General features: G+C 73.4%; 21 protein-coding genes. 10 read left to right on the forward strand and 11 right to left on the reverse strand.

What is annotated here, in order from left to right; translation table 11 throughout:
* Positions 1-3 precede the first annotated feature (3 nt).
* Complete coding sequence (locus FB462_RS02130; protein ID WP_141859844.1) at positions 4-732, forward strand: phosphatase PAP2 family protein; 729 nt, start codon at positions 4-6, stop codon at positions 730-732.
* Here FB462_RS02130 and FB462_RS02135 read toward each other — a convergent pair.
* Positions 716-1975, reverse strand: coding sequence for a multidrug effflux MFS transporter (locus tag FB462_RS02135; RefSeq protein WP_141859846.1), 1260 nt, complete (start codon positions 1973-1975; stop codon positions 716-718). The genes FB462_RS02130 and FB462_RS02135 overlap by 17 nt on opposite strands.
* Before the next feature lie 46 nt (positions 1976-2021).
* Between FB462_RS02135 and FB462_RS02140 the strand changes: the two genes are divergently transcribed.
* Positions 2022-2465: a MarR family winged helix-turn-helix transcriptional regulator gene (locus FB462_RS02140; RefSeq protein ID WP_114850680.1), complete on the forward strand. Its 444-nt coding sequence runs from the start codon at positions 2022-2024 to the stop codon at positions 2463-2465.
* Positions 2466-2545: 80 nt separating this feature from the next.
* On the opposite strand, the gene soxR is transcribed toward FB462_RS02140, so the two are convergent.
* Positions 2546-3034: a redox-sensitive transcriptional activator SoxR gene (soxR, locus tag FB462_RS02145; RefSeq protein WP_058743252.1), complete on the reverse strand. Its 489-nt coding sequence runs from the start codon at positions 3032-3034 to the stop codon at positions 2546-2548.
* A 156-nt stretch (positions 3035-3190) separates the two neighbouring features.
* Here soxR and FB462_RS02150 point away from each other — a divergent pair, with 156 nt between their 5' ends.
* Together FB462_RS02150 and FB462_RS02155 are read left to right on the forward strand one after the other, a co-directional pair.
* The gene (locus FB462_RS02150; protein ID WP_141859848.1) at positions 3191-4408 is read left to right on the forward strand and encodes an MFS transporter; all 1218 of its coding nucleotides are present in this window, start codon (positions 3191-3193) and stop codon (positions 4406-4408) included.
* Between the two features lie 52 nt (positions 4409-4460).
* Positions 4461-5435, forward strand: a complete 975-nt coding sequence (locus FB462_RS02155; protein ID WP_114850682.1) for an NAD-dependent epimerase/dehydratase family protein — start codon at positions 4461-4463, stop codon at positions 5433-5435.
* A 40-nt stretch (positions 5436-5475) separates the two neighbouring features.
* Here FB462_RS02155 and mnhG read toward each other — a convergent pair whose 3' ends face one another.
* The 7 genes from mnhG to FB462_RS02190 all read right to left on the reverse strand — a co-directional run bounded on the left by mnhG (position 5476) and on the right by FB462_RS02190 (position 12689).
* Positions 5476-5832: a monovalent cation/H(+) antiporter subunit G gene (gene mnhG / locus FB462_RS02160; RefSeq protein WP_141859850.1), complete on the reverse strand. Its 357-nt coding sequence runs from the start codon at positions 5830-5832 to the stop codon at positions 5476-5478.
* Positions 5829-6173, reverse strand: coding sequence for an MrpF/PhaF family protein (locus FB462_RS02165; protein WP_114850684.1), 345 nt, complete (start codon positions 6171-6173; stop codon positions 5829-5831). The genes mnhG and FB462_RS02165 overlap by 4 nt, the downstream gene beginning before the upstream one ends.
* Positions 6170-6751, reverse strand: coding sequence for a Na+/H+ antiporter subunit E (locus tag FB462_RS02170; RefSeq protein WP_114850685.1), 582 nt, complete (start codon positions 6749-6751; stop codon positions 6170-6172). Before FB462_RS02170 ends, FB462_RS02165 begins: the two co-directional genes overlap by 4 nt.
* On the reverse strand, positions 6748-8439 hold the full coding sequence (locus FB462_RS02175) for a Na+/H+ antiporter subunit D (protein ID WP_058741434.1): 1692 nt from the start codon (positions 8437-8439) through the stop codon (positions 6748-6750). The genes FB462_RS02170 and FB462_RS02175 overlap by 4 nt, the downstream gene beginning before the upstream one ends.
* On the reverse strand, positions 8436-8858 hold the full coding sequence (locus FB462_RS02180; protein WP_058741433.1) for a Na(+)/H(+) antiporter subunit C: 423 nt from the start codon (positions 8856-8858) through the stop codon (positions 8436-8438). The genes FB462_RS02175 and FB462_RS02180 overlap by 4 nt, the downstream gene beginning before the upstream one ends.
* Entirely contained in the window at positions 8855-11776 is a 2922-nt protein-coding gene (locus FB462_RS02185) for a Na+/H+ antiporter subunit A (protein ID WP_141859852.1), read from the reverse strand. The genes FB462_RS02180 and FB462_RS02185 overlap by 4 nt, the downstream gene beginning before the upstream one ends.
* 157 nt (positions 11777-11933) lie before the next feature.
* Entirely contained in the window at positions 11934-12689 is a 756-nt protein-coding gene (locus tag FB462_RS02190) for an SDR family NAD(P)-dependent oxidoreductase (RefSeq protein WP_141859854.1), read from the reverse strand.
* A 66-nt stretch (positions 12690-12755) separates the two neighbouring features.
* Between FB462_RS02190 and FB462_RS02195 the strand changes: the two genes are divergently transcribed.
* The 5 genes from FB462_RS02195 to FB462_RS17780 all read left to right on the forward strand — a co-directional run bounded on the left by FB462_RS02195 (position 12756) and on the right by FB462_RS17780 (position 17761).
* Positions 12756-13475 (forward strand): SDR family oxidoreductase, encoded by a 720-nt coding sequence (locus FB462_RS02195; protein WP_141859856.1) that lies wholly within the window; start codon positions 12756-12758, stop codon positions 13473-13475.
* Between the two features lie 24 nt (positions 13476-13499).
* Positions 13500-14369, forward strand: coding sequence for an SMP-30/gluconolactonase/LRE family protein (locus FB462_RS02200; RefSeq protein ID WP_141859858.1), 870 nt, complete (start codon positions 13500-13502; stop codon positions 14367-14369).
* 63 nt (positions 14370-14432) lie between these two features.
* Positions 14433-15569 carry a glycosyltransferase gene (locus tag FB462_RS02205; protein WP_141859860.1) on the forward strand — a complete coding sequence of 379 codons (1137 nt, stop codon included), beginning with the start codon at positions 14433-14435 and terminating at the stop codon, positions 15567-15569.
* A gap of 7 nt (positions 15570-15576) precedes the next feature.
* Complete coding sequence (gene rlmC, locus FB462_RS02210) at positions 15577-16728, forward strand: 23S rRNA (uracil(747)-C(5))-methyltransferase RlmC (RefSeq protein ID WP_141859862.1); 1152 nt, start codon at positions 15577-15579, stop codon at positions 16726-16728.
* Between the two features lie 361 nt (positions 16729-17089).
* Positions 17090-17761 (forward strand): LysM peptidoglycan-binding domain-containing protein, encoded by a 672-nt coding sequence (locus FB462_RS17780; protein WP_141859864.1) that lies wholly within the window; start codon positions 17090-17092, stop codon positions 17759-17761.
* 106 nt (positions 17762-17867) lie between these two features.
* On the opposite strand, the gene FB462_RS02220 is transcribed toward FB462_RS17780, so the two are convergent.
* A complete protein-coding gene (locus FB462_RS02220) occupies positions 17868-18974 on the reverse strand; it encodes an LCP family protein (RefSeq protein ID WP_229666917.1) in 1107 nt (368 codons plus the stop codon).
* Positions 18975-19043: 69 nt separating this feature from the next.
* Positions 19044-19442 carry a MarR family winged helix-turn-helix transcriptional regulator gene (locus FB462_RS02225; protein ID WP_114850695.1) on the reverse strand — a complete coding sequence of 133 codons (399 nt, stop codon included), beginning with the start codon at positions 19440-19442 and terminating at the stop codon, positions 19044-19046.
* Between the two features lie 71 nt (positions 19443-19513).
* Here FB462_RS02225 and FB462_RS02230 point away from each other — a divergent pair, with 71 nt between their 5' ends.
* Positions 19514-21649, forward strand: coding sequence for an MMPL family transporter (locus FB462_RS02230; RefSeq protein WP_141859868.1), 2136 nt, complete (start codon positions 19514-19516; stop codon positions 21647-21649).
* The last annotated feature ends 6 nt before the right edge of the window (positions 21650-21655 follow it).

The following is a 21655-nucleotide window of genomic DNA, read 5'->3' on the forward strand; positions in this document are numbered from 1 at the left end:
CGGATGACCGACCCTGAGTTCCGCCGCCGTCGGCGCACGGCCGACGTGGTCGGCATCCTCGAACCGAACCCGCGCCCGCTCACCACGGTCCTCGTCGCGGTCGTCGCCGTCCTGGTGCTCACCGTCGTCGGGTTCTTCCTGGGCGCGGTCGACCTCGGGCTCGCGAAGGCGTTCAACACCGTGCACGTCGGTGCCCTCGGGGCCTTCACGACCGCGGTCTACCACGTGATCAGCCCGGTGCCGGCGATCGCGCTGACCTTCGTCGTCGCGGGGATCATCTGGTGGCGGGCCCGGGACCTGCGACCGGCGCTCGGCTTCGGGATGACGATCGCGATCACGTGGCTGCCCTCGGCGGTCGTGAAGGAGATCGTGCACCGGGCCCGGCCGGACGTGGCGCTCCTGCCGCACCCGTTCCCCGTGCAGCCCGACCCGAGCTACCCGAGCGGCCACACCGTCTACATCACGGCGTTCGTCATCGCCCTCGTCTGGGTCGTCCGCGAGACCCGGTGGCACCGGCTCGCACAGGTCCTCGGCGTCGTGGCGATCGTCGTCGTGTTCCTGTCGGTGTCGATCGACGCCGTGCACTTCCCGACGGACGCGGCCGCCTCGATCCTCTGGGCACTCGCGGTGTCCCCGGCGGCCCGGGTCGTCTGGGTCGACTGGATCACCCCGCGGATCCCGTTCCTCCGTCCGCGCGAGGGCGCCGCCGTCCCGGTCAGCCCCGGCCGCTGACGCCCGCGTGGCGTGAGCGCCGCCGCGCCACCACGAGCGCCCCGACGGCGACGACGGCCGACGCGAGCATCACCACCGCGAGCGGCGCCGCCGTGCCCTCCCCGCCCAGGCTGACGAGCGGCGACACCAGCGCCGCGAGGCCGAACTGCAGCGCCCCGAGCACCGCCGACGCGCTGCCGGCCACCCCGGGCACCGCCCCGAGCGCGAGCGCCGTCGCGTTGCCGAGCACCAGGCCGAGCGACCCCACCGCGGTGAACAGCGGCACGGCGAGCCACAGGACCGGGGCTCCGGTGACGACGAGCAGCGCGAACGCCACCGTCGACGCCACGACCAGGACGATCCCGAGCGTCAGGACGCCCTCGACCGAACGGGTTGCGGTGAGCCTGGCGGACAGGACGCTCACACCCATCAGCGCGAGCGCGTTCAGGCCGAACGCCATGCCGTAGCCGACCGTGTCGAGCCCGAGCATCCCCTGGTACAGGAACGGCGACGCCGAGATGTAGGCCATCATCACCGCGAACGCGAAGCCGAACACCGCGGTGTACCCGACGAACGTCCGCGAGCGCAGCGCCCGCAGCGGCGACCCGGCCGACACCCGCTCGGCGCGCAGCGCGTCCCGCCGGGAGCGCAGGTGCGTCTCCCGCACGACCGCGAGCACGGCGACGAGCATCACCACCGACAGCCCGAGCACGATCGTCAGCAGCCCGCGCCAGCCGATCGGCCCGGTGAGCAGCCCGCCGAGCAGCGGCGCGACCACGGGGGCGACCCCGCCGACGATCATCATGAGCGAGAACGCGCGCGCCGCGGGCTTGCCGGTCGCGAGGTCGGAGATCACCGCCCGCCCGATCACCATCCCGGCTGCGCCGCCCAGGCCCTGCAGCAGCCGGGCGACGACGAGCACGGCGACGTTCGGCGCGAGCACCGCGGCGGCGCTCGCGAGCACGCAGAGCGCGGCCCCCGCCAGCAGCGGCGGCACGCGGCCGAACCGGTCGGACAGCGGGCCGAACACGAGCTGCCCGGCGGTCACCCCGACCAGGAAGGCGGTCAGGGTCAGCTGCACGGTCGTCGCGGACGCCGCCAGCTCCGTGGTCATCTGCGGGAACGCCGGCAGGTACAGGTCGGTCGCGAACGGGGCGACCGCGCTGAGCAGGCCGAGCACGAGCAGCAGCGGTGTCGTGATGCCCTTCGGCCGGGAGGAGGGCTTCGCCGTCGTGGCGCGGATGGATCCGGTGTCGGTCGTCATGGTTATGAAAGCATAACTGATGCGGTCGGGACGGTACAGTGACCGCATGGCACCAGCGGTCTCCGACGACGCCCTCGCCGAGTTCGCCGACGTCGTCCTGCGCATCGGTCGCGAGGTCGACCCGCACGGCCAGCACGCCCTCGACATCGTCCCGCTCACCGGGACCGAGGCGCTCGTCATGCGCTGGGTGCACCGCAACCCGGGGGCCTCTCCGAGTGCGGTCGCCGAGGCCACGGCCCTCCAGCGCAGCAACTGCAGCGCCGCGCTCCGCTCCCTCGTCGCGAAGGGCATGGTCGAGCGCCGCACCGCCCCGGAGGACGCCCGCACCGTCCAGCTGCACCCGACGCCGCTCGCCGACGAGAGCATCGCCCGACTGCACGCGTCCTGGGCGGGGCGGCTGCGCGCCGCCCTCGGCGGCGACGAGCGCGGCCTCGAGGCCGCAGCGGCCCTGCTGGCACGACTCGACGACGGCCTGCGACGACGGGACTGACGTCGGACGGGAGGATCGTGGCGGGCCCGCCACGATCCTCCCGTCCGGTGTGGGGCCGGTCCGCGCGATCGGGCGAGCGGTCAGGCGCGCTGTCGCGACGCCTCGTCGTCGATCGGGAGCAGCCGGCGGGCGCCGTGACCCTCCGCGCCGAGCGCGTCGCCCGGGTTGACGACCAGGCAGGCGTTCAGCGACACGCAGCCGCAGCCGATGCACTGCGTCATCTCCTGCTGCAGCCGCTCGAGCTCGAGCTGGCGCGCCCGCAGCCGTGCCCGCCACCGTTCGTTGAGCCGTGCCCAGTCGCGGAGCGACGGCATCCGGTCGGTCGGCAGCGCGGCGAACTGCTCGGCGACCTCGGCGAGCGGGATGCCGAGCCGCTTGGCGACCTGGATGATCGCGATCCGCCGCTCGACGTGCCGTGGGTACAGCCGTGTGCCGCCGGTCGTGCGCTCGGGGTGGATCAGGCCCTTGCGCTCGTAGAAGTGCAGGGCCGAGGCGGCCACCCCGGTGCGCTGGACGACCTCGCCGATGGAGAGCAGGTCGGTCGGCTTCGGCTCCGGGATCTCCACCATGGTCGAGATCCTACGACGGCGCGCAGCGGCCCCTGGTACCCTCGACGGCGAACAAGACACGCAGTGTGTATCTACCGGCCGTCGGCACCCCGACGGACAACGGCGGCACCCGATGGGCCCGCTCGATCCAGGCCGGCCCCAGAAGGCACACCCCTGATGCTCCAACCCCGACGCACCGATGCGTCCCTCGTCTCCCTCGCCGGTCGCTGGTACTTCCCGATCGCGTTCGTCGCCCGGCTCCCGTTCGCCATGATGGTCGTGGGGGTCCTGACGCTCGTCGTCGCCTCCCGTGACTCGGTCGCCCTCGGCGGCGTCAACTCCGCCTTCGTCGGCATCGGCTCGGCCGTCTTCGGCCCGCTGGTCGGTGCCGCCGCGGACCGGTTCGGCCAACGTGCCGTGCTGGTGCCCGTCGGCCTGGCGAACGCGGTGCTCCTCGGCGCGCTCCCGTTCGTCGTCGCGGGCACCGCGCCGGACCTCGCCGTCCTCGCGATGTCGTTCTGCATCGGCGCGAGCGCGCCGCAGGTCGCCCCGATGTCCCGCACCCGGCTCGTCGCGATCATCCGGCAGCGGATGGCACCGCAGCGGCACGGGCGCGTCCTCAGCGGCACCATGGCGTACGAGTCCGCGGCCGACGAGACGGTGTTCATCGTCGGACCGTTCCTGGTCGGGCTCCTGGCGAGCGCGATCGCCCCGTGGGTCGCGGTCGCCGGTGCCGCCGCCCTGACCCTGGTGTTCGTGACGGCCTTCGCGCTGCACCCGACCGGACGGCTCGTCGTCGGCGGTGCCGAGCGCGAGACCCCGGCGCCCGCGACGCAGCTCCTCCGCCCGCGGCTCGTCGTCGTGGTGCTCGGGATCCTCGGCGTCGGGCTGTTCTTCGGCTCGACGCTGACCTCGCTGACCGCGTTCATGGAGCAGCACGGGGAGTCGTCCCAGGCGGGGCTGCTCTACGGGATCATGGGCATCGGCTCCGCGGCCCTGGCGCTCGGCTCGGCGGCCTTCCCTCGGGCGTTCGGCGTCGGGTGGCGCTGGCTCGCCTTCGGCGTCGTGCTGCTCGCCGGCGCGGTGGCGTTCGCGGCGGCGGACTCGGTCGGCGCCGTGGCCCTCGTGCTCGGCCTGATGGGCATCGGCATCGGGCCGACCCTGGTGGCGCAGTACAGCCTCGGGTCCGAGCGCTCCCCGGTCGGTCGCTCGGCGACCACGATGACGATCCTCGGCTCGGCGGTCATCGTCGGGCAGTCCGTGGCGTCCGCGATCGTCGGCGAGGTCGCCGAACGTGCCGGGGCCGGCGCGGCGATGGCGTTCCCGGCGTACGCGGCGGCGCTCGTCGTGCTCGCGGCGGTGCTCAACCTGGTGTTGGCCCGCCGCACGGCCTGACGGGCCGGGCCGCCGGAGACCGCAGGCCCGCTCACCGGAGCAGGATGGCGGCATGCGCTTCCTGGTCCTCGGCGGCACCGCCTGGCTCGGCGTAGCGGTCGCCGACGACGCCCTCCGCGCCGGTCACGACGTCACCTGCCTCGCCCGCAGCTCCACCGTCCCCGCGGGTGCCCGCTCGGTCGTCGCCGACCGGGATCATCCGGACGCCCTCGAGGCGGTCGTCGAGGACGGTCGGTGGGACGCGGTCGTCGACGTGTCCCGCACGCCCGCGCACGTGCGCCGCGCGGTCCGGGCCCTCGAGCCGGTCGCTGACCGGTACGTGTTCGTCTCGACCGTCAGCGTGTACGCCTCGCACGCCGAGCGCGGTGCTGACGAGACCGCGGCCCTGCTGCCGCCGAGCGACGACCCCGCCGAGTACGGCGCCGCGAAGGTCGCGTGCGAGCGCGCGGTCACCGACGGCTTCGGCCCGGAGCGCGCGTCGATCGCCCGGGCGGGACTCGTCGGCGGACCGGGCGACCACACCGGCAGGTCGGGGTACTGGCCCTGGCGGTTCGCCCACGCCGCCGCGACCGGCCGCTCGGTGGTCGTGCCGGCCGACGGCGACCGTCCCACCGCGGTCGTCGACGTCCGCGACCTCGCCGGCTGGCTCGTCGGCGCCGCGGAGGGCGGTCGGCCGGGCGTCTCGAACGTCACCGGTGACCCCGTCACCCTGCGCCAGCACCTCGGCGCTGCGCGGAGCGTCGCGGGGGCGTCCGCGCCGGTCGTGGCGCTCGACGACGACACCCTGATCGGGCACGGTGTCGCGCCGTGGGCCGGTGCGCGATCGCTGCCGCTCTGGATCCCCGACGCGGACCACCAGGGGATGAACGACCGGTCGAACGCCCGGGCGGTCCGTGCGGGACTGACGCTGCGTCCGCTCGCCGAGACCCTGTGCGATGCCCTGGCGTGGGAGGTGCGGCAGCCGGAGCACCCGCACGGCGCGGGACTGTCCGACGACGACGAGGACGCACTGCTCACCGGGCGCTGACGGCAGCGACGCCCCGAGCCGCACCGGCCGCCCCGCCGGCTCAGTCCTCGGTGTCGTCGACCAGCAGGTCCTCGTGCCGGTAGTCGTTCGACCGCAGACCGGCCCGGGCGATCATGTGCGACGACACCGGCACCAGGAACAGCTGGAACACCATCACCGGCAGCACGACCCAGAACGCCGTCCAGGTCCCCACCGCGACGACGACCGCCGCGAGCGCCATCGCGAGCCCGAGGACCTGCGGCTTCGCCATCGCGTGCAGCCGGACGAGGGGGTCCGGGAACCGCACGATGCCGATCGCCGCCGCGAGGGACAGCGCGGCGCCGACGAGCAGCAGGACCAGGGCGACCCAGGCGCGGACGCCGGCGGTGTCGAGGAAGGACTCGAGGATCTCGATCACGGGCGGCGCTCCTCGTCGACGGCGTGCTCCGGGGTGGTCGCGTCGAGGCCCTCGTCGGAGGGGTCGGACGACGGGGTGACGATGCGGGCGACCGCGATCGTGGCGAACACGCTCGTGGCCGCGATGACCACGAGCACCGGCACGGCGGTCAGGTCCCGGCGGACCACCATCGCCGCGGCGATGACGATGAGCGCGGTGGTCAGCACGATGTCGGAGCCGATCATCCGGTCCAGGATGGTCGGCCCGCGGACGATCCGACCGACCGCCAGGGCGAGCGTCGCACCGAGCAGCACGAGCAGCAGGACGACCCCGACGGCCATCACGACGACCGCGGCGCTCACCGGGTCACCTCCGGCAGCGGCTCGGCCAGCTCGGACACGTCCTGTCGCGAACCGATCGCCCGGATCACCATCTCCTCGATCCGGTGCGCCTCGCGCGTCGCGGCCTCCACCTGTTCGACGCGTTCGGTGTCGAGCACGTGCAGCAGCAGCCGTCGACGGGGCAGGTCGACGTCGGCGACGTACGATCCCGGCACGAGCGAGATCGCCAGCGTCGCGAGCGTGAAGGTCATCTCGGACGTCGTGTGCAGCTGCACGAGCACGATCGAGCTCCGCCGCACACCGCGCGGCCGGACCGCGACCCAGGCGACCCGGAACGAGGCCGCCACGACGAGCCCGGCCCAGACCACCAGGAACCAGAGCAGCCGGGGCAGCGAGAGCCGCTTCGACAGCGGGACCGGCGGGAGCGGGAGCAGCTGGGTGACGAGCAGCGCGACGACCACGCCGCAGAGCAGCGTCAGGACCGTCCACGACCCCCACAGCAGCGCCCACAGCACGGTCAGCCCGGCGACGAGCGGCACGTCGTAGCGCCACGCGACGGCGATGCGTCGTGCGTTCGAGATCCGACGGACGTCGGTCATCGCGCACCTCCGAGGACGGCCTGGACGTAGCGGTCGGGGGACTCGAGGGACTCCGCCGCGCGGGTCGCGTAGCCGTAGAGCGGCCCGGCGACGACCGTCAGGGCGACCGAACCGAGGACCGCCACCGTCGTGACGGCGACGAGCATGCGGGGCAGGCGGGCCGGCTCCGGCGCTTCGCCGGCGGTGGCCGTCGCGCCGGTCGCCGGACGGGAGGCGCTGCTCGCGTGGGGTGCGTCGGTGACGGTGGTCGATCCTCCCGGGTGGTACGCCTCGCCCGTCTCCTCGGAGACGGTGAGGGGCGCCGGTTCCGGCGACCGCAGGTGCGCGTGCGGCTCGGCCGTCGTGACGTGCGGGGCCGCCGCCTCGGCGGCCGGCTTCGGTCGCCAGAAGGCGGCGTCCCAGACGCGCATCAGCGCGTACAGGGTCAGGAGGCTCGTGACGACCCCGGCGGCGACCGTCACCCACGCCATCGGGGAGCCGTCCTCGGCCGCTGCGCGGAACAAGCCGAGCTTGCCGATGAAGCCGGAGAAGGGCGGGATCCCGCCGAGGTTGAACGCCGGGACCAGGTACAGCGCCGCCAGGAGGGGTGCCGCCTTGAGCAGCCCGCCGAGCGACCGGCTCGAGGTCGTGCCGCCGACGCGCTCCATCACGCCCGACACCAGGAACAGCGTGGTCTGCACGACGATGTGGTGCACCGTGTAGAACACCGCGGCCGCCGTGCCCGCGACCGTGCCGAGGCCGATGCCCATCACCATGAAGCCGATGTGGCTGATCAGCGTGAACGACAGCAGTCGCTTGACGTCGGTCTGCGACACCGCGCCGAGCACGCCGACGATCATCGTCAGGACCGCCACGACGAGCAGGACCGTGTTGAGCTGCGGTCTCGGGAAGATGATCGTCTCGAGGCGGATGATCGCGTAGATGCCGACCTTCGTGAGCAGGCCCGCGAACACCGCCGTGACCGGGGCCGGGGCGGTCGGGTACGAGTCCGGCAGCCAGAACGCCAGGGGGAACACGGCGGCCTTGATGCCGAACCCGATGAGCAGCATGGTGTGCAGGAGCAGCTGCACGTGCTCCGGGAGCTCGGCCATGCGCTGCGAGATCTGCGCGATGTTCACGGTGCCGGTGGCCCCGTACACCAGGCCGATCGCGGCGAGGAAGATCGCCGACGCGATGAGGCTCGTGACGATGTACGTCGTGCCGGCGCGCACCCGCTGCTCGCTGCCGCCGAGGGTGATGAGCACGTAGCTCGCCACCAGGAGCATCTCGAACGCGACGTAGAGGTTGAAGAGGTCGCCGGCCATGAACGCGTCGAGGACACCCGCCGCGAGCACGAGGTAGGTCGGGTAGAAGATCGTGACCGGGGCGTCCTCGTCGTCCGCGGCCAGGCCCTGCCCGATCGAGAACAGCAGGACGAGCAGGAGCACGCTCGCGCTCACGGTGAGGAGCAGGGCGCTCAACCGGTCGACCACCAGCGAGATGCCGTACGGCGCCTCCCAGCCGCCGACCTGCACGACGATCGTGCCGTGCTGGTCGACCAGGACCATGAGCGTCGCCGCGACCGCGACGGCGACCGCGAGCACCGCGACGGTGATCGCACGCTGGAGCTTCTGGTGCCGGAGCAGCCCGAGCGCGACGGCCGCGCCGAGCAGCGGGACGAGGACGAGCAGCGGGACGAGCCAGGTCATCGGGAGGCCTCCTCGCGCTGCGCGGCTTCGGGGTCGGTGTCGATCTCGGGGTCCTCGTCCGCCGGGTCGTCGCGGTCCTTGCCGATCGCGGCGTCGGCCTCGTCGACCTCGACCTCGTCGGCGCGGGAGAGCTTCCAGGACCGGTGGATGAGCGCGAGGAGGAACGCGCTCACGGCGAAGGTGATGACGATCGCGGTGAGGGCGAAGGCCTGGGGGAGCGGGTCGGTGATGCCCTCGGCGGACTTGCCGATCGGCGGCCGGCCTGCGGCGCCGGACATGATGAGCAGCAGCAGGTTGAGCGCGTTGCCGAGCAGCAGGAAGCCGAGCAGCATCCGCGTCAGCGAGCGTTCGAGCAGCAGGTACACCCCGCACGAGAACAGCACCGCCATCGCGATGACGAGGACCAGCGTGATGGTCATGCGGCACTCCCTTCCGGGGTCGAGGCTGCGGCGTTGTCGGCGGGGTCGGACTCGGTCGTGTCGGCGATCGGGGCGCGGGAGTCCTCGAGGCGCTGGCGGTCGACCTCGGCACCGAGGCTCCGGAGCACGTCGAGCACGAGCCCGACGACGACCAGGTAGACCCCGATGTCGAAGAACGTCGCGGTGACGAACTCCACGTGGCCGAGCACGGGGACGGTGGCCTCGAAGAACTCGGAGTACAGGGCTTCCTTCCCGAAGAACAGCGGCACGATCGCGGTCGTCGCCGCGGTCGCGACCCCGAGCCCGAGCAGGCGTCCGGCGCGGACCGGGGCGGCGGCGCCGAGCTCGGCCGGACCACCGGCGAGGTACCGGGCAGCGAGCGCGATCCCGGCGACGAGACCACCGGCGAACCCACCGCCGGCGGCGTTGTGCCCGGCGAACAGCAGGTAGAGCGACAGGACGATGAGACCGTGGAACAGCAGGCGCACGACCACGTCGAGCAGGGCCGAGCGACCGGTCGGGATCGCGGCACTCGTCGGCAGCCAGGCGCGGGGTTCCCCGTCCGAGCGGTGCTTGTCGCTCGTCACGCTCGAGGGCAGGTCCCGGAGCCGCGGGAGCGTGTCCTCGCGGGAGTCCAGGAAGATCAGGCTCGCGACGCCCGTGGCCGCGGCGACGACGACGGTCAGCTCGCCGAGGGTGTCCCAGCCGCGCAGGTCGACGAGGGCGACGTTCACGACGTTCAGGCCGTGCCCGAACGAGCTCGTGAGCGCGGGCAGGTCCGGCCAGAGCGGCTCGGCCGTCCGGGCGGAGGCCGCGACGACGACGACCGCGAGGGTGACCCCGGCGAGGGCGGCGAAGAGCGCGCGGACGATCCGGAACCGCGAAGGGTTCGCGGTCGCGATCCGCGGGGGGAGCCGGCGGAGCACGAGCACGAACGCGATGAGCGTCACGGTCTCGACCACGAGCTGCGTGAGCGCGAGGTCGACGGCGCCGTGCAGGACGAAGAGCACGGACATGCCGTAGCCGGTGACGCCGACCAGGACGGCCGCGGCGAACCGGGTCTTCGCGGTGAGCACGGCGATCGCCGCGATCGCCATCACGACGACGACGGGCACCTGGCCCCACGAGTCCGCGAACCGGACGTGGAACGCCCACGGACCGCCGAGCACCAGGTTCGCGAGGGCCCCGGCGACGAACACCGACAGGATCACGGTCAGGTAGTAGGGGAGCGAGCCGCGCTGCAGGCTGGCGGTCAGGCCGGTCGCGAAGCGGTCGAGCCCGCGCATGGTCCGGCGGTACGTGCCCGAGGCGCTCGGCGAGCCCTCGAGCCGGTCCTGCAGGGCGCCGACCGGACGACGGAGCAGGAACAGGGCCGTGCCGCCGAGGAGCGTCAGCGCGGAGATGCCGAGGGCGGGCTCGAGGCCGTGCCAGAGCGCCAGGTGCGGGACCTCGCCCGGCAGCGCGGCGTCGGCGGCCGCCGGTTCGATGCCGTGCGCGACCACCGGGGTCAGCAGGCCGAGGACGACCCCGGCGACGGCGAGCACCGACGGCACGACGCCGAGGCCGTGCAGTCCGTGCGGCTCCGTGGCCGCGACCCCGGGCTTCCGGGCGAAGGTGCCCCAGAGGAAGCGCAGCGAGTACGCCACGGTCAGGACCGACCCGAGCGTGACCCCGATCAGGGCGACCCACGCCCACCCGGCCTGGGCACCGTGCAGCTCCTCGACGAAGCCGGTGAGCACGGCCTCCTTCGCGACGAAGCCGATCGTCGGCGGCAGCCCGGCCATCGACGCGAGGGCGAGCACGCTCACCACGACGAGCCACGGCGTGCGGCGCCCGAGCCCGCTGAGCTTCCGGAGGTCGCGGGTGCCGGTGGCGTGGTCGACCGCCCCGACGACCAGGAAGAGCGTCGACTTGAAGGTGGCGTGCGCGACGAGCAGGGCGACCCCGCCGAGCGCCAGGGCCGGCACGCCCCATCCGACCGCGAGCACCAGGAAGCCGAGCTGCGCGACGGTGCCGTACGCGAGCAGGAGCTTGACGTCGGTCTGGCGCAGGGCGCGGTACCCGCCGATGAGCATGCCGGCGACGCCGAGCACCGTGACGGTCTCGCGCCAGCCGGTCACCAGCGCGAACGCGGGGGCCAGCCGGGCGACGAGGTAGATGCCGGCCTTCACCATCGCCGCGGCGTGCAGGTAGGCGCTGACCGGGGTCGGGGCGGCCATCGCGGCGGGGAGCCAGAAGTGGAAGGGGACGATCGCCGACTTCGTCAGGGCGCCGAGGAGCACGAGCACGACGGCGACGGGCACGAGCGGACCCGGCCGGTCGACGAGCTCCGGGGCCCGCGCGATGATGCCGGACAGGCTCGAGGTCCCCGCGGTCACGGACAGGGCGACGAGCCCCGCGAGCATCGCCAGACCACCGGCGGTCGTGACGATGAGCGCCTGCATGGCGGCCGCGCGGCTGGCCCGCTTCGCGGCGTCGTGTCCGATGAGCAGGTAGGAGAAGACGGTCGTCGCCTCCCACAGCACGAAGAGCACGATCACGTCGTCGGCGACCACGAGCCCGTACATCGAGCCGGCGAAGGCGGTCAGGACGCCCGCGAACCGGCCGGTCCCGGGTTCGTCGCGACCGAAGTACGACGCGCAGTACACGAGCACGAGGGCGCCGACGACGGACACCACGAGCGCGAGCACCCACGACAGGGCGTCCATCCGCAGCGCGATCGCCAGGTCGAGCTCGGGGATCCACCGCCACGTGCTCGTCACCCCGCCGTGCAGTGCGGCGTCCGTCCGGGCGACGGTCAGCACCGCGGCGGCGGCCGGTGCGAGGGCGGCGACGTAGAACACGCGGCGCCCGAGCAGGGGGGTCAGGGCGGGGACGATCAGGGCGACGATCGCGAACGCGACGAGGACGGAGACCATCGGGCACCTCCTCGGGGTCGGGCTGCAGTCCGGCTCACTGGGCCCTCACAGCCTACGAGCAGGCGGTTGGCAACTTCCTGTACGGCCGGACAGCCGGCGACGTGCGGGAGCAGACTGCCCCACCACTCTGCACCGCGACCGGCGCGGGCGTTGCGGGTCAGCGCTCGTACGCCTTCGCGGGGATCTGCGTCGCGAGCTTCCCGCCGGACACGTCGACGAGGGTCCCGGTGACGTACCCGGCTGCGTCGCTCGCGAGGAACACGAGCAGGTCCGCGACGTCGTCGGCCGATTCCCACCGCCGGATCGACAGCGTGTCGAGCAGCCGGTCCTGCGCGGCGGACGGCATCTCGGCGAACCCGTTCATCGCGGTCGGCACCATGCCCGGCGCGTACGCGTTCACGGTGATGCCCCACGGTCCGAGCTCGGACGCGAGCACCCGGGTGAAGGCGACGACCGCGGACTTCGACGCCGCGTACGCCGCGCTCCCGACGCTCGGCACGATCGCCGCGAACGACGCCGCGTTGAGGATCCGTCCGCGTCCGGCGGCCTGCATGACCGGCGCGACCGCCTGGGCCACCAGGAACGTGCCGCCGACGTTGACGTCCATGCACCGGCGCCAGGCGTCCCACCCGAGCTCGGCGACCGTCCCCTCGACGTTGATGCCGGCGTTGTTCACGAGTACGTCGACCGTGCCGTGCCGGGCGACGACCCCGTCCACCGCCGCGCGCACGGACGCGGGGTCGGTCACGTCGCAGCGGACCTGGTCGACGCCGGTCGTCGGTGCGTCCGGGAACGCGAGGTCGAGCGCCACCACCCGGCAGCCCTCGGTCACGAACCGGTCGGCGAGCACGGCGCCGATCCCTCGGGCGGCCCCGGTCACGAGGACCACGCGGTCGGTCAGGTCGAGGTGCATCGTCGCTCCTGTCGTCGGTGTCGCGCGCCGACCACCGCGACGCCGCGAGAGCCATACTGTTCCACCATGACGGCGAAGGTGCTCTGGACCACGGGTGGCGGCAGCGGCATGGGGGCGGCCGGAGCCGTCGCGGCCGCGCGGGACGGCTGGACGGTCGTGCTCAGCGGGCGTCGGGCGGACCGGCTCGAGCAGGTCGCCGCGACGATCCGCGCCGCGGGTGGCACCGCCGACGTCCTGCCCGTCGACGTCGCCGACGCCGACGCCGTGCGTACGGCGCGGGACACGGTGCTCGAACGGCACGGGAGGCTCGACGGACTGCTGCTCGCGGCGGGCCTGAACACGCCCCGGCGCCGGTGGGACGACCAGTCGCTCGACCAGGTCCGCGCCGTCCTCGACACGAACCTGACGGCCGTCGTGACCGTCGTCGATGCCGCCCTGCCCGCCCTCCGCGCCACCGGCGGCGTGGTCGTCGCCGTGTCGTCCTACGCCGGGTGGTCGTTCCAGCCGGGCGCCGGCGTCGCCTACTCGGCGTCGAAGACCGCGCTCGGCTCGGTGGTGCGGACGCTCAACCAGCAGGAGGCGCAGCACGGGGTCCGGGCGACCCACCTGTGCCCCGGCGACGTCGCGACGGACTTCCTCGACCAGCGCCCCGTCGTGCCGGACGCGGACGCCCGGGCGCGCATGCTGCAGCCCGAGGACGTCGGACGGACCGTCGCGTTCGTGCTCGGCGCCGCGCCGCACGTCCGCATCGACGAACTCGTGCTGTCCCCCGTCGCGCAGCACTGACCGCAGATCCCGGAGGAGACCCCCGTGCAACTCACCGACCTCGTCCCCGACCCCACCGCGCTCGAGCGGATCGCGACCGGCAGCACCTGGGCCGAGGGGCCGTGCTGGGTCCCCGCCACCGGCACCCTGCGGTGGTCGGACATCCCCGGCGACCGCATCCTCCAGTGGCACGAGGACACCGGGGAGACGACCGAGTACGCCACCGGGGTCGAGTTCACGAACGGCCGCGTGCTCGACCGCGACGGCTCGGTTGTCCAGTGCTCGCACGGCCGCCGTCGGATCGAACGGGACCGGGACGGCGTCGTCACCCCGATCGTCGACGCGTGGGCCGGCGGACGCCTCAACTCGCCGAACGACGTCGTCGTCGCGCGGGACGGAAGCGTGTGGTTCACCGACCCGGCGTACGGCATCACGCAGCCGCGCGAGGGGCACCCCGGCGAGCGGGAGTACGGCGACCACTGGGTGTTCCGGTGCGGCCCCGACGGCGAGGACCTGCGACCGGTCGTGCTCGACTGCGACGAGCCGAACGGCCTCGCGTTCTCGCCCGACGAGCGGGTGCTCTACGTCGCCAGTTCCTCCGCGGACCTGCCCGTGATCCGCGCCTACGATCGCGACGGCGCCCGGGTCAAGAACGGCCGCGAGTTCGTCCGCCTCGACCCCGGGGAGGGGGTGCCGGACGGCATCCGGGTCGACGAGCACGGCCACGTGTGGTCGTCAACCCACCGCGGGGTCTCCGTGTTCGCACCGGACGGCACCCGGATCGGCGACGTGCCGGTGCCCGAGGTCGTCGCGAACCTGTGCTTCGGCGGCGCCGACGGTCGCACGCTCTTCGTCACCGCGACCACGTCCGTGCACCGCCTGCGCACCACGACCCGGGACGCAACCAGCATCTGACATTCCGTTCTGGTCGACTGCGATGTAGTATTCCACCGCAGCCGAGAGATCAGGAGTGTCGTCATGCCCGAGGTCGCCATCATCGGGACGCGGGGGTACCCGTCCTACTACGGCGGGTTCGAGACCGCCGTCCGACAGCTCGCCCCGTCGCTGGCCGAGGCCGGCTGGGACGTCACGGTCTACGGTCGTCCCGGTCAGGAGCGGTCCGACGACCCGGACCTCGACCCACGCGTCGCCCGGCGCACGACCCGCGGACTCGAGACCCGGTCGCTGTCGACGCTCACGTACGGGCTCACCGCCACGCTCGACGTCCTGCGCCGCCGCCCCGACGCCGTCCTCGTGATGAACTGTGCGAACGGGTACTGGCTCCCACTCCTCCGTCTCGCCGGCATCCCCGCGGTCGTCAACGTCGACGGCCTCGAGTGGGAGCGTGCGAAGTGGGGGCGCCTCGCTCGGACCGTGTTCTGGTGGGGTGCCCGGATGACTGCGCGGTGGGGGACCGAGTTGGTCTTCGACGCCGAGGCGATCGGACGCTACTGGCGTCGGGAGCTCGGTCGGGACGGCGCAGTCATCCCCTACGGCGGCACGGAGCTCGGCCCACTGCCGCTCCACGACGACGACGCCGACCTCCACGGCGTGCCCTTCGCGCTCCTGGTCGCCCGGTTCGTCCCGGAGAACACCGTGCCGGAGTTCCTCGCGGCGGCGCGGCGGATCGGCGAGCGGCACCCGGTGGTGATCGTCGGGTCCACCGGGTACGGCGGCGACCTCGACGAGCAGGCCCGCGCGCTCGCCGACGAGCACCCGCGGGTCCGCTGGCTCGGCCACGTCTCGGACGACGCCCGGCTCCTCGCGCTCTGGCAGCACGCCGGCGCCTACTTCCACGGGCACAGCGTCGGCGGGACCAACCCCGCGCTCGTCCAGGCGATGCACTGCGGTGCCCCGGTGGTCGCCCGAGACACCGTCTACAACCGCGAGGTCCTCGCCGACACCGGTGCCCGGTTGGTCCAGCCGGAGCCGGCGGCCATCGCGGACGCCGTGACGGACCTGCTCGAGGATCCGGCAGCGCAGCGGGCGCTCCGGACGGCTGTGCGGGCCCGGGCGGCCTCGGCGTACGACTGGCCCTCGGTGTGCGCCGCCTACGAGCGACTGCTCGCAGAGGTGTCCGGCCACCGTGTCCGGGAGCTCGCTGCCGTATCCTGACCCGGCCATGCAGTGCGACTACTTCGACCGCGGGGTGTGCCGGTCCTGCACCCTGATGGGCCAGCCCTACGCCGACCAGGTGCTCGACAAGGAGATCCGCACGCGCGAGCTCCTGCGCGACGCCGTCGAGCACGCCGGGGGTGCGGCAGCGGTCTCCTGGCTCCCGGCGATCACGAGCCCGGAGTCCGGCTACCGGAACAAGGCGAAGATGGTCGTCGGCGGGACCGTCCAGCGGCCGACGATCGGCATCCTCGACGACCGTCAGCGCGGGGTCGACCTGCGGCACTGCGGCATCTGCACGCCCGGCGTCCAGCGGGCGCTCCCCGTCCTGGCGGACTTCGTCGCGGACGTCGGGCTCATCCCGTACGACGTCGCGGCCCGTCGGGGCGAGCTGAAGTTCGTGCTCGTCACGGAGTCCCCGGACGGCGAGCTCATGGTCCGGTTCGTGCTCCGCTCGGAGGGGCAGCTCCCGCGCCTCCGCGACCACCTCGGCGCCCTGCGGCAGGTGCTGCCCGAGGCCGTCGTCGTCACCGTGAACCTGCTCCCGGAGCACAAGGCCGTGACCGAGGGGGAGCGCGAGGTCGTGCTCACCGAGCAGGAGACGCTGCCGATGCGCTTCGACGACGTCACGATGCACCTGCGGCCCCAGAGCTTCTTCCAGACGAACACGTCCGTCGCCGCGCAGCTGTACGCCCAGGCGTCGACCTGGATCGACGAGGTGGGACCGGCCTCGATGTGGGACCTGTACTGCGGCGTCGGCGGCTTCGCCCTGCACGCCGCACGCCCCGGACGCGCCGTGACCGGCATCGAGACGAGCCGCGAGGCCGTCCGCTCCGCGAAGCAGTCCGCGCGGGAGGCCGGTCTGTCCGACGTGCGCTTCGCCGCCGACGACGCGACGGAGCACGCCCTCCGTGCCCGTCCGGACGCCGTCCCCGAGCTCGTCGTCGTGAACCCGCCCCGGCGGGGCATCGGCGAGACGCTGTCCAGCTGGCTCGAGCAGTCCGACGTGCAGCACGTCGTCTACTCGAGCTGCAACCCGGTGACCCTCGCGAAGGACCTCGCCCGCATGCCGTCGCTGCGGCTGCGCCGCGCGCGGGTGCTCGACATGTTCCCCCAGACCGGCCACCTCGAGGCGGTCACCCTGCTGTCCAGGGACTGACCAGGAGGCGACCAGGGGACGGACGGGAGGCTCTGCACCAGCCCGCCCCGCGCCTCCAGCCCGTCGCATTGCCAGGGAACTGCCAAGGTCACGTACCCGGGTACGGCGCGATCACCATGGACGCGGCGATCGCCGCGTACAGGAACGGCGGTGGGGTACATAGCAGCAACGGGTAGAACCGTTGGTCTCGGTTTGATAACAGTCCTGAGTTTCCTATGGTGGCCGACCAGACGCCGCCGGCACGAGACCACTGCCCCCGGAGGCGCACCCCACGACACGACCGCGATCGGTCGGGACGGGCAGTGGCGACCGAGACCGCTCCGGCGGTGTGCGGTCCGTGGTCCCGGTGGAGCGATCAACCATGAAGAAGCTTTCCCGTACCCGCACCATCGTCGGTGGCCTGGCGTTCGCCGGCATCGCCGCGACCGGTGTCGGCCTCGCGGCGGCGCCCGCGAACGCAGCGTCCGGCTCGACCTGGGACGCGCTTGCACAGTGCGAGTCCGGCGGCAACTGGGCCATCAACACCGGCAACGGCTACTACGGCGGCCTGCAGTTCACCCTCGGCACCTGGCAGGCGAACGGCGGCTCGGGCAACCCGGCGTCGGCGAGCCGCGAGGCCCAGATCGCCGTGGCCGAGCGCGTCCTCGCCTCGCAGGGCTGGGGCGCCTGGCCGGCCTGCTCCGCGAAGCTCGGCCTGAGCGGGACCGCCGGTGCAGCACCGCAGGCCGCGGCCCCGCAGCAGGCCGCTCCCCAGCAGGCCGCCCCGCAGCAGGCGGCGCCGAAGCAGGTCGCCCCGCAGCAGCGCACGGCGCCGGCGACCACGCAGGCGGCGAAGCCCGCTGCGCCGTCGAAGCCCGCCGCGGTCCCGACGAGCGGCAAGACGTACACGATCCAGTCCGGCGACACCCTGGACAGCATCGCGACGAAGCTCGGCATCGACGGCGGCTACATGAAGCTGTGGGCCGCGAACACGTCGACCATCGACGACGCGAACCTGATCTACGCCGGCCAGCAGCTGCAGCTCCCCGCCTGATCGACCTCCCGATCCAGCACGAGACCCCCGCGAACGAACGTCGCGGGGGTCTCGTGCTGTCCGGGTCCGGGTCCGGGTCCGGGTCCGGGGCCGGGTCGGTGTGGGGTCAGTGGTTCCGGGCGGCGAGCCACCGGTCGAGGTCGTCGGAGCGGAGGGACTGGGCGAGCGTCCGCCGGTCGCCGTCGTCGAGCGTCACGTACGACTGGCCGTCGGTGCTCGTGCCCGAACCCGCGGTCGGCATCGTGAAGGTCCGGAGGTCGTCGGCCCGGACGCCACGGAGGGACCATCCCAGACCGAAGAGCGTCGATGCGTCCAGGCCTGGATCGACCGCCAGGTGACGGCTGGTCGCGGCGACGGCCTCCTGGATCCGACCGGGCTGGGTGAGGGTCCCGCGGGAGAGGGCCTGCTGGAACACCCCCCGCATGAACGCCTGCTGGTTGCGTACGCGGGTGTGGTCGGCGTCGGCGAAGGCGTACCGCTCGCGCACGAACGCGAGGGCCCCGGCGCCGTCGAGCCGGTTCGGCCCTGCGGTGAAGGTGTGTCCGCGCGCGGTGAACGCCTGCGGCGATGAGACGGTGACACCGCCGAGCGCGTCCGTCAGGTCCTCGAACCCGGCGAAGTCGATCTCAGCGACGTGGTCGATCCGGACGTCCAGCAGCTGCTCGACGGTCTGCACGGTGAGGGGGACGCCGCCCCACGAGTACGCGGCGTTGATCTTCGCCTGGCCATGGCCGGGCACGTCGACCCAGGCGTCGCGCATGATGGACATCAGGTAGACCGCGTGCCGGTCCGCCGGGACGTGCGCGAGCATCAGGGCATCGGACCGCCCGCCGAGGGCCTGGTCGCCGTCGGGGTCGCGAGCTGCGCGCGAGTCCGAGCCGATGAGCAGGACGTTCTGCGCGCCGGCCGTCGGGGCGGGACGGTTCCCGGTCGGGAACGCGTCGGGGATGACGTCCTTCTCGGTGTCGAAACTCCGGACGAGTCCGCCGACGAACACCGCCCCGACGACGGCCAGCACGGTGGCGACGCCGGCGAGCGAGGCGGTCGCGGCGAGGACCGCACGGAGGACCGGACGTCGACGGCGTGGCTTGCGTGCCTGCTGGTCGGGCCGTGGGCGGCGGCTGCCCCGGGATGCTCGGAGCTCGGCCTCGGCCGCCGCGCGGGCGGCGCGGCGCTCGGAGACGGGGGACGGGACGTCGGCACGGTCGGGCACGGCTGCTCCTGCGGGTCGGGTCGACCCTGACGTCGACGACACCAGCATACCGCAGGTGATATGCGAATATCAGTCCGTGGACAGGATCCTCGTCAGTCGTTCCCGGAGTGCGTCGTCGTCGGGCAGCACCTCGCGCTCGATGTGCCGCGCTGTGTCCCACGCTGCGCGTCCGGCATCGGTGACCGAGACCACCCGGCGTCGACGGTCGTCGGGGTGCGGCGTCCGCTCGACGAGCCCGTCACGCTCGGCCCGCTCGAGCGTCAGGGACATCGTCTGCGGTCGGACGTGCGCCGTCCGTGCGAGGGTGTCGGCGCCGGTCGGCCCGGTGCGGATCAGGATGTCGATGGCGATGAGCGCTGCGTGGGTCAGCCCGATCGCCCGGAGCCGCTCGTCCCAGTCGCGCTCGACGGCCCGGGCTGCTGCGGAGAGCAGGCGGCCGAGGGGCCACTGCTCCGCCTGCTCGTGCATGACCGGAGTCTACGGCGCGCCCGGACGACCAAAGTGATCAGCATGCTGACGATCCGTGTACGCTCACCGTCGTGCCCCGCTTCCTCCGCATCGTGCTGCCCGCCGTCGTCATCGTGGTCTGGCTCGTCGTCGCCTCCGTCGGCGGTCCGGTCTTCGGCAAGATCTCCGACGTCGCGACCAACGACCAGACGTCCTTCCTGCCGGCCTCGGCCGACGCGACGAAGGTGCAGGAGCGCTCCTCGGCGTTCCGACAGGCGTCCGGGGCGCCCGCGATCGTCGTGCTCGACCGGGACGGCGGGCTCCGCGACGGCGACCGGACCGCGGCCGAGCAGCTCGCCGCGACGCTCGGCGACCGGAGCGACGTCCAGGGGGTGAGCCCGGTCATCCCGAGCGAGGACGGCGACGCGGTCGAGATCGTGGCGACGCTGACCCAGGACGCCGAGACCGGTGAGGCGGTGGCGTCGATCCGCGCCGACGTCGAGGACGCGCTGCCCGCCGGGCTCTCCGGGTACGTCACCGGTCCGGCGGGCTTCACGGCCGACCTGACCGAGGCGTTCGCGGGCATCGACGGCATCCTGCTCGGGGTCGCCCTCGCCGCGGTCTTCGTGATCCTCGTCGTCGTCTACCGTTCGCCGCTCCTGCCGGTGCTCGTGCTCGGTACCGCGACCTTCGCCCTCTGCGCCTCGATCCTCGTCGTGTACTGGCTCGCGGACGCCGGCATCGTCACCGTGAACGGCCAGGTGCAGGGCATCCTGTCGATCCTGGTGATCGGTGCCGCGACGGACTACGCGCTCCTGTACACCGCCCGGTACCGCGAGGCGCTGCGGGACCACCGGACCGGCTGGGGAGCGACGAAGGCGGCCCTGCGCGGCGCCGTCGAGCCGATCGTCGCCTCGGGCGGCACCGTCATCGTCGGCGTGCTGTGCCTGCTGTTCTCGGACCTCAACTCCAACAAGGCGCTCGGTCCGGTCGCGGCCATCGGCATCGCGTTCAGCCTGCTCGCCGCCCTCACCCTGCTGCCGGCGCTCCTGATGGCGTTCCGAAGGGCTGCGTTCTGGCCGCTGCGGCCGGCGTACGGCAGCGCGCACAAGGTGCTCACCGGGCCGGACGCCCGGGGGATCTGGGCGCGCGTCGGGCGGCTCGTGGCGCGTCGGACCCGCACGGTGTGGGTGGTCTGCACGGTGGCCCTGCTCGCGATGGGGGCCGGTATCGTCGGGCTCCGGGCGGACGGCGTCCCGCAGAGCGACCTCGTCATCGGGTCCTCGCAGGCCCGGGACGGCCAGGACGTCCTCGCCGACCACTTCCCCGGCGGCTCCGGGAGCCCCGCGCAGGTGATCGGCCCGGAGCGCGACCTCGACCGGCTCGTCACGGCGATCCGCTCGGTCGACGGGGTGGACGGCGTCGTGGCGGCGGCGAAGGACAGCCCGTCCGGGACCACCCCCGTCGGCACCACGACGAAGGCCGACACTGCTGCCCGGGGACCGGTCGCCGACCCGACGGTCTCGGGCGGGGACGTCCTGCTCGAGGCCACGCTCACCGCACCCGCCGACTCGGCACGCGCGGAGCAGACCGTGCGGGACCTGCGGACCGCGGTGGAGCGGGTGGCGCCGGACGCGCTCGTCGGCGGGGTCACCGCCACCGCCCTCGACACGAACGACACCGGCATCCGCGACCGGACGGTCATCATCCCGATCGTGCTGGTGGTCATCCTGCTCATCCTGATGCTGCTGCTGCGGAGCGTCGTGGCGCCCCTGGTGCTCATCGGGAGCGTCATCGTGTCCTTCGTGGCCGCGCTCGGCGTCGGCGCGCTCGTCTTCGACCACGTCCTGCACCTGCCGGGCGCCGACCCCTCGGTCCCGCTGTTCTCGTTCGTGTTCCTCGTGGCGCTCGGGGTGGACTACAACATCTTCCTCATGACCCGGGTCCGCGAGGAGGCCCTGCGGCACGGACCGCGCGAGGGCGTGCTCCGCGGCCTCGGGGCGACGGGCGGCGTGATCACCTCGGCGGGCATCGTCCTCGCGGCGACGTTCGCGGCGCTCGGCGTCATCCCGATCCTGTTCCTCGTGCAGATCGCGTTCATCGTGGCGTTCGGCGTCCTGCTCGACACGGTCGTGGTCCGCTCCCTGCTCGTGCCGGCGGTCGTGTACGACCTCGGTCGCCGCGCATGGTGGCCGTCGCGCCGCTCGCGCGCGACCCATCACATGTGACACGCT

It is taken from the genome of Curtobacterium citreum (assembly GCF_006715175.1).
In the GTDB taxonomy this organism is placed as follows: domain Bacteria; phylum Actinomycetota; class Actinomycetes; order Actinomycetales; family Microbacteriaceae; genus Curtobacterium; species Curtobacterium citreum.

Excerpts from the sequence above, each read along its gene's own strand:
- rlmC (WP_141859862.1), top strand. The coding sequence starts at position 15,577 with ATGCAGTGCGACTACTTCGACCGCGGGGTGTGCCGGTCCTGCACCCTG.
- FB462_RS02190 (WP_141859854.1), bottom strand. The coding sequence starts at position 12,689 with ATGCACCTCGACCTGACCGACCGCGTGGTCCTCGTGACCGGGGCCGCC.
- FB462_RS02185 (WP_141859852.1), bottom strand. The coding sequence starts at position 11,776 with ATGGTCTCCGTCCTCGTCGCGTTCGCGATCGTCGCCCTGATCGTCCCC.
- FB462_RS02170 (WP_114850685.1), bottom strand. The coding sequence starts at position 6,751 with ATGACCGACGTCCGTCGGATCTCGAACGCACGACGCATCGCCGTCGCG.
- FB462_RS02150 (WP_141859848.1), top strand. The coding sequence starts at position 3,191 with ATGCTCCAACCCCGACGCACCGATGCGTCCCTCGTCTCCCTCGCCGGT.
- FB462_RS17780 (WP_141859864.1), top strand. The coding sequence starts at position 17,090 with ATGAAGAAGCTTTCCCGTACCCGCACCATCGTCGGTGGCCTGGCGTTC.
- FB462_RS02135 (WP_141859846.1), bottom strand. The coding sequence starts at position 1,975 with ATGACGACCGACACCGGATCCATCCGCGCCACGACGGCGAAGCCCTCC.
- FB462_RS02175 (WP_058741434.1), bottom strand. The coding sequence starts at position 8,439 with ATGACCTGGCTCGTCCCGCTGCTCGTCCTCGTCCCGCTGCTCGGCGCG.
- FB462_RS02195 (WP_141859856.1), top strand. The coding sequence starts at position 12,756 with ATGACGGCGAAGGTGCTCTGGACCACGGGTGGCGGCAGCGGCATGGGG.
- FB462_RS02140 (WP_114850680.1), top strand. The coding sequence starts at position 2,022 with ATGGCACCAGCGGTCTCCGACGACGCCCTCGCCGAGTTCGCCGACGTC.
- FB462_RS02130 (WP_141859844.1), top strand. The coding sequence starts at position 4 with ATGACCGACCCTGAGTTCCGCCGCCGTCGGCGCACGGCCGACGTGGTC.
- FB462_RS02180 (WP_058741433.1), bottom strand. The coding sequence starts at position 8,858 with ATGACCATCACGCTGGTCCTCGTCATCGCGATGGCGGTGCTGTTCTCG.
- FB462_RS02225 (WP_114850695.1), bottom strand. The coding sequence starts at position 19,442 with ATGCACGAGCAGGCGGAGCAGTGGCCCCTCGGCCGCCTGCTCTCCGCA.
- FB462_RS02155 (WP_114850682.1), top strand. The coding sequence starts at position 4,461 with ATGCGCTTCCTGGTCCTCGGCGGCACCGCCTGGCTCGGCGTAGCGGTC.
- FB462_RS02205 (WP_141859860.1), top strand. The coding sequence starts at position 14,433 with ATGCCCGAGGTCGCCATCATCGGGACGCGGGGGTACCCGTCCTACTAC.
- soxR (WP_058743252.1), bottom strand. The coding sequence starts at position 3,034 with ATGGTGGAGATCCCGGAGCCGAAGCCGACCGACCTGCTCTCCATCGGC.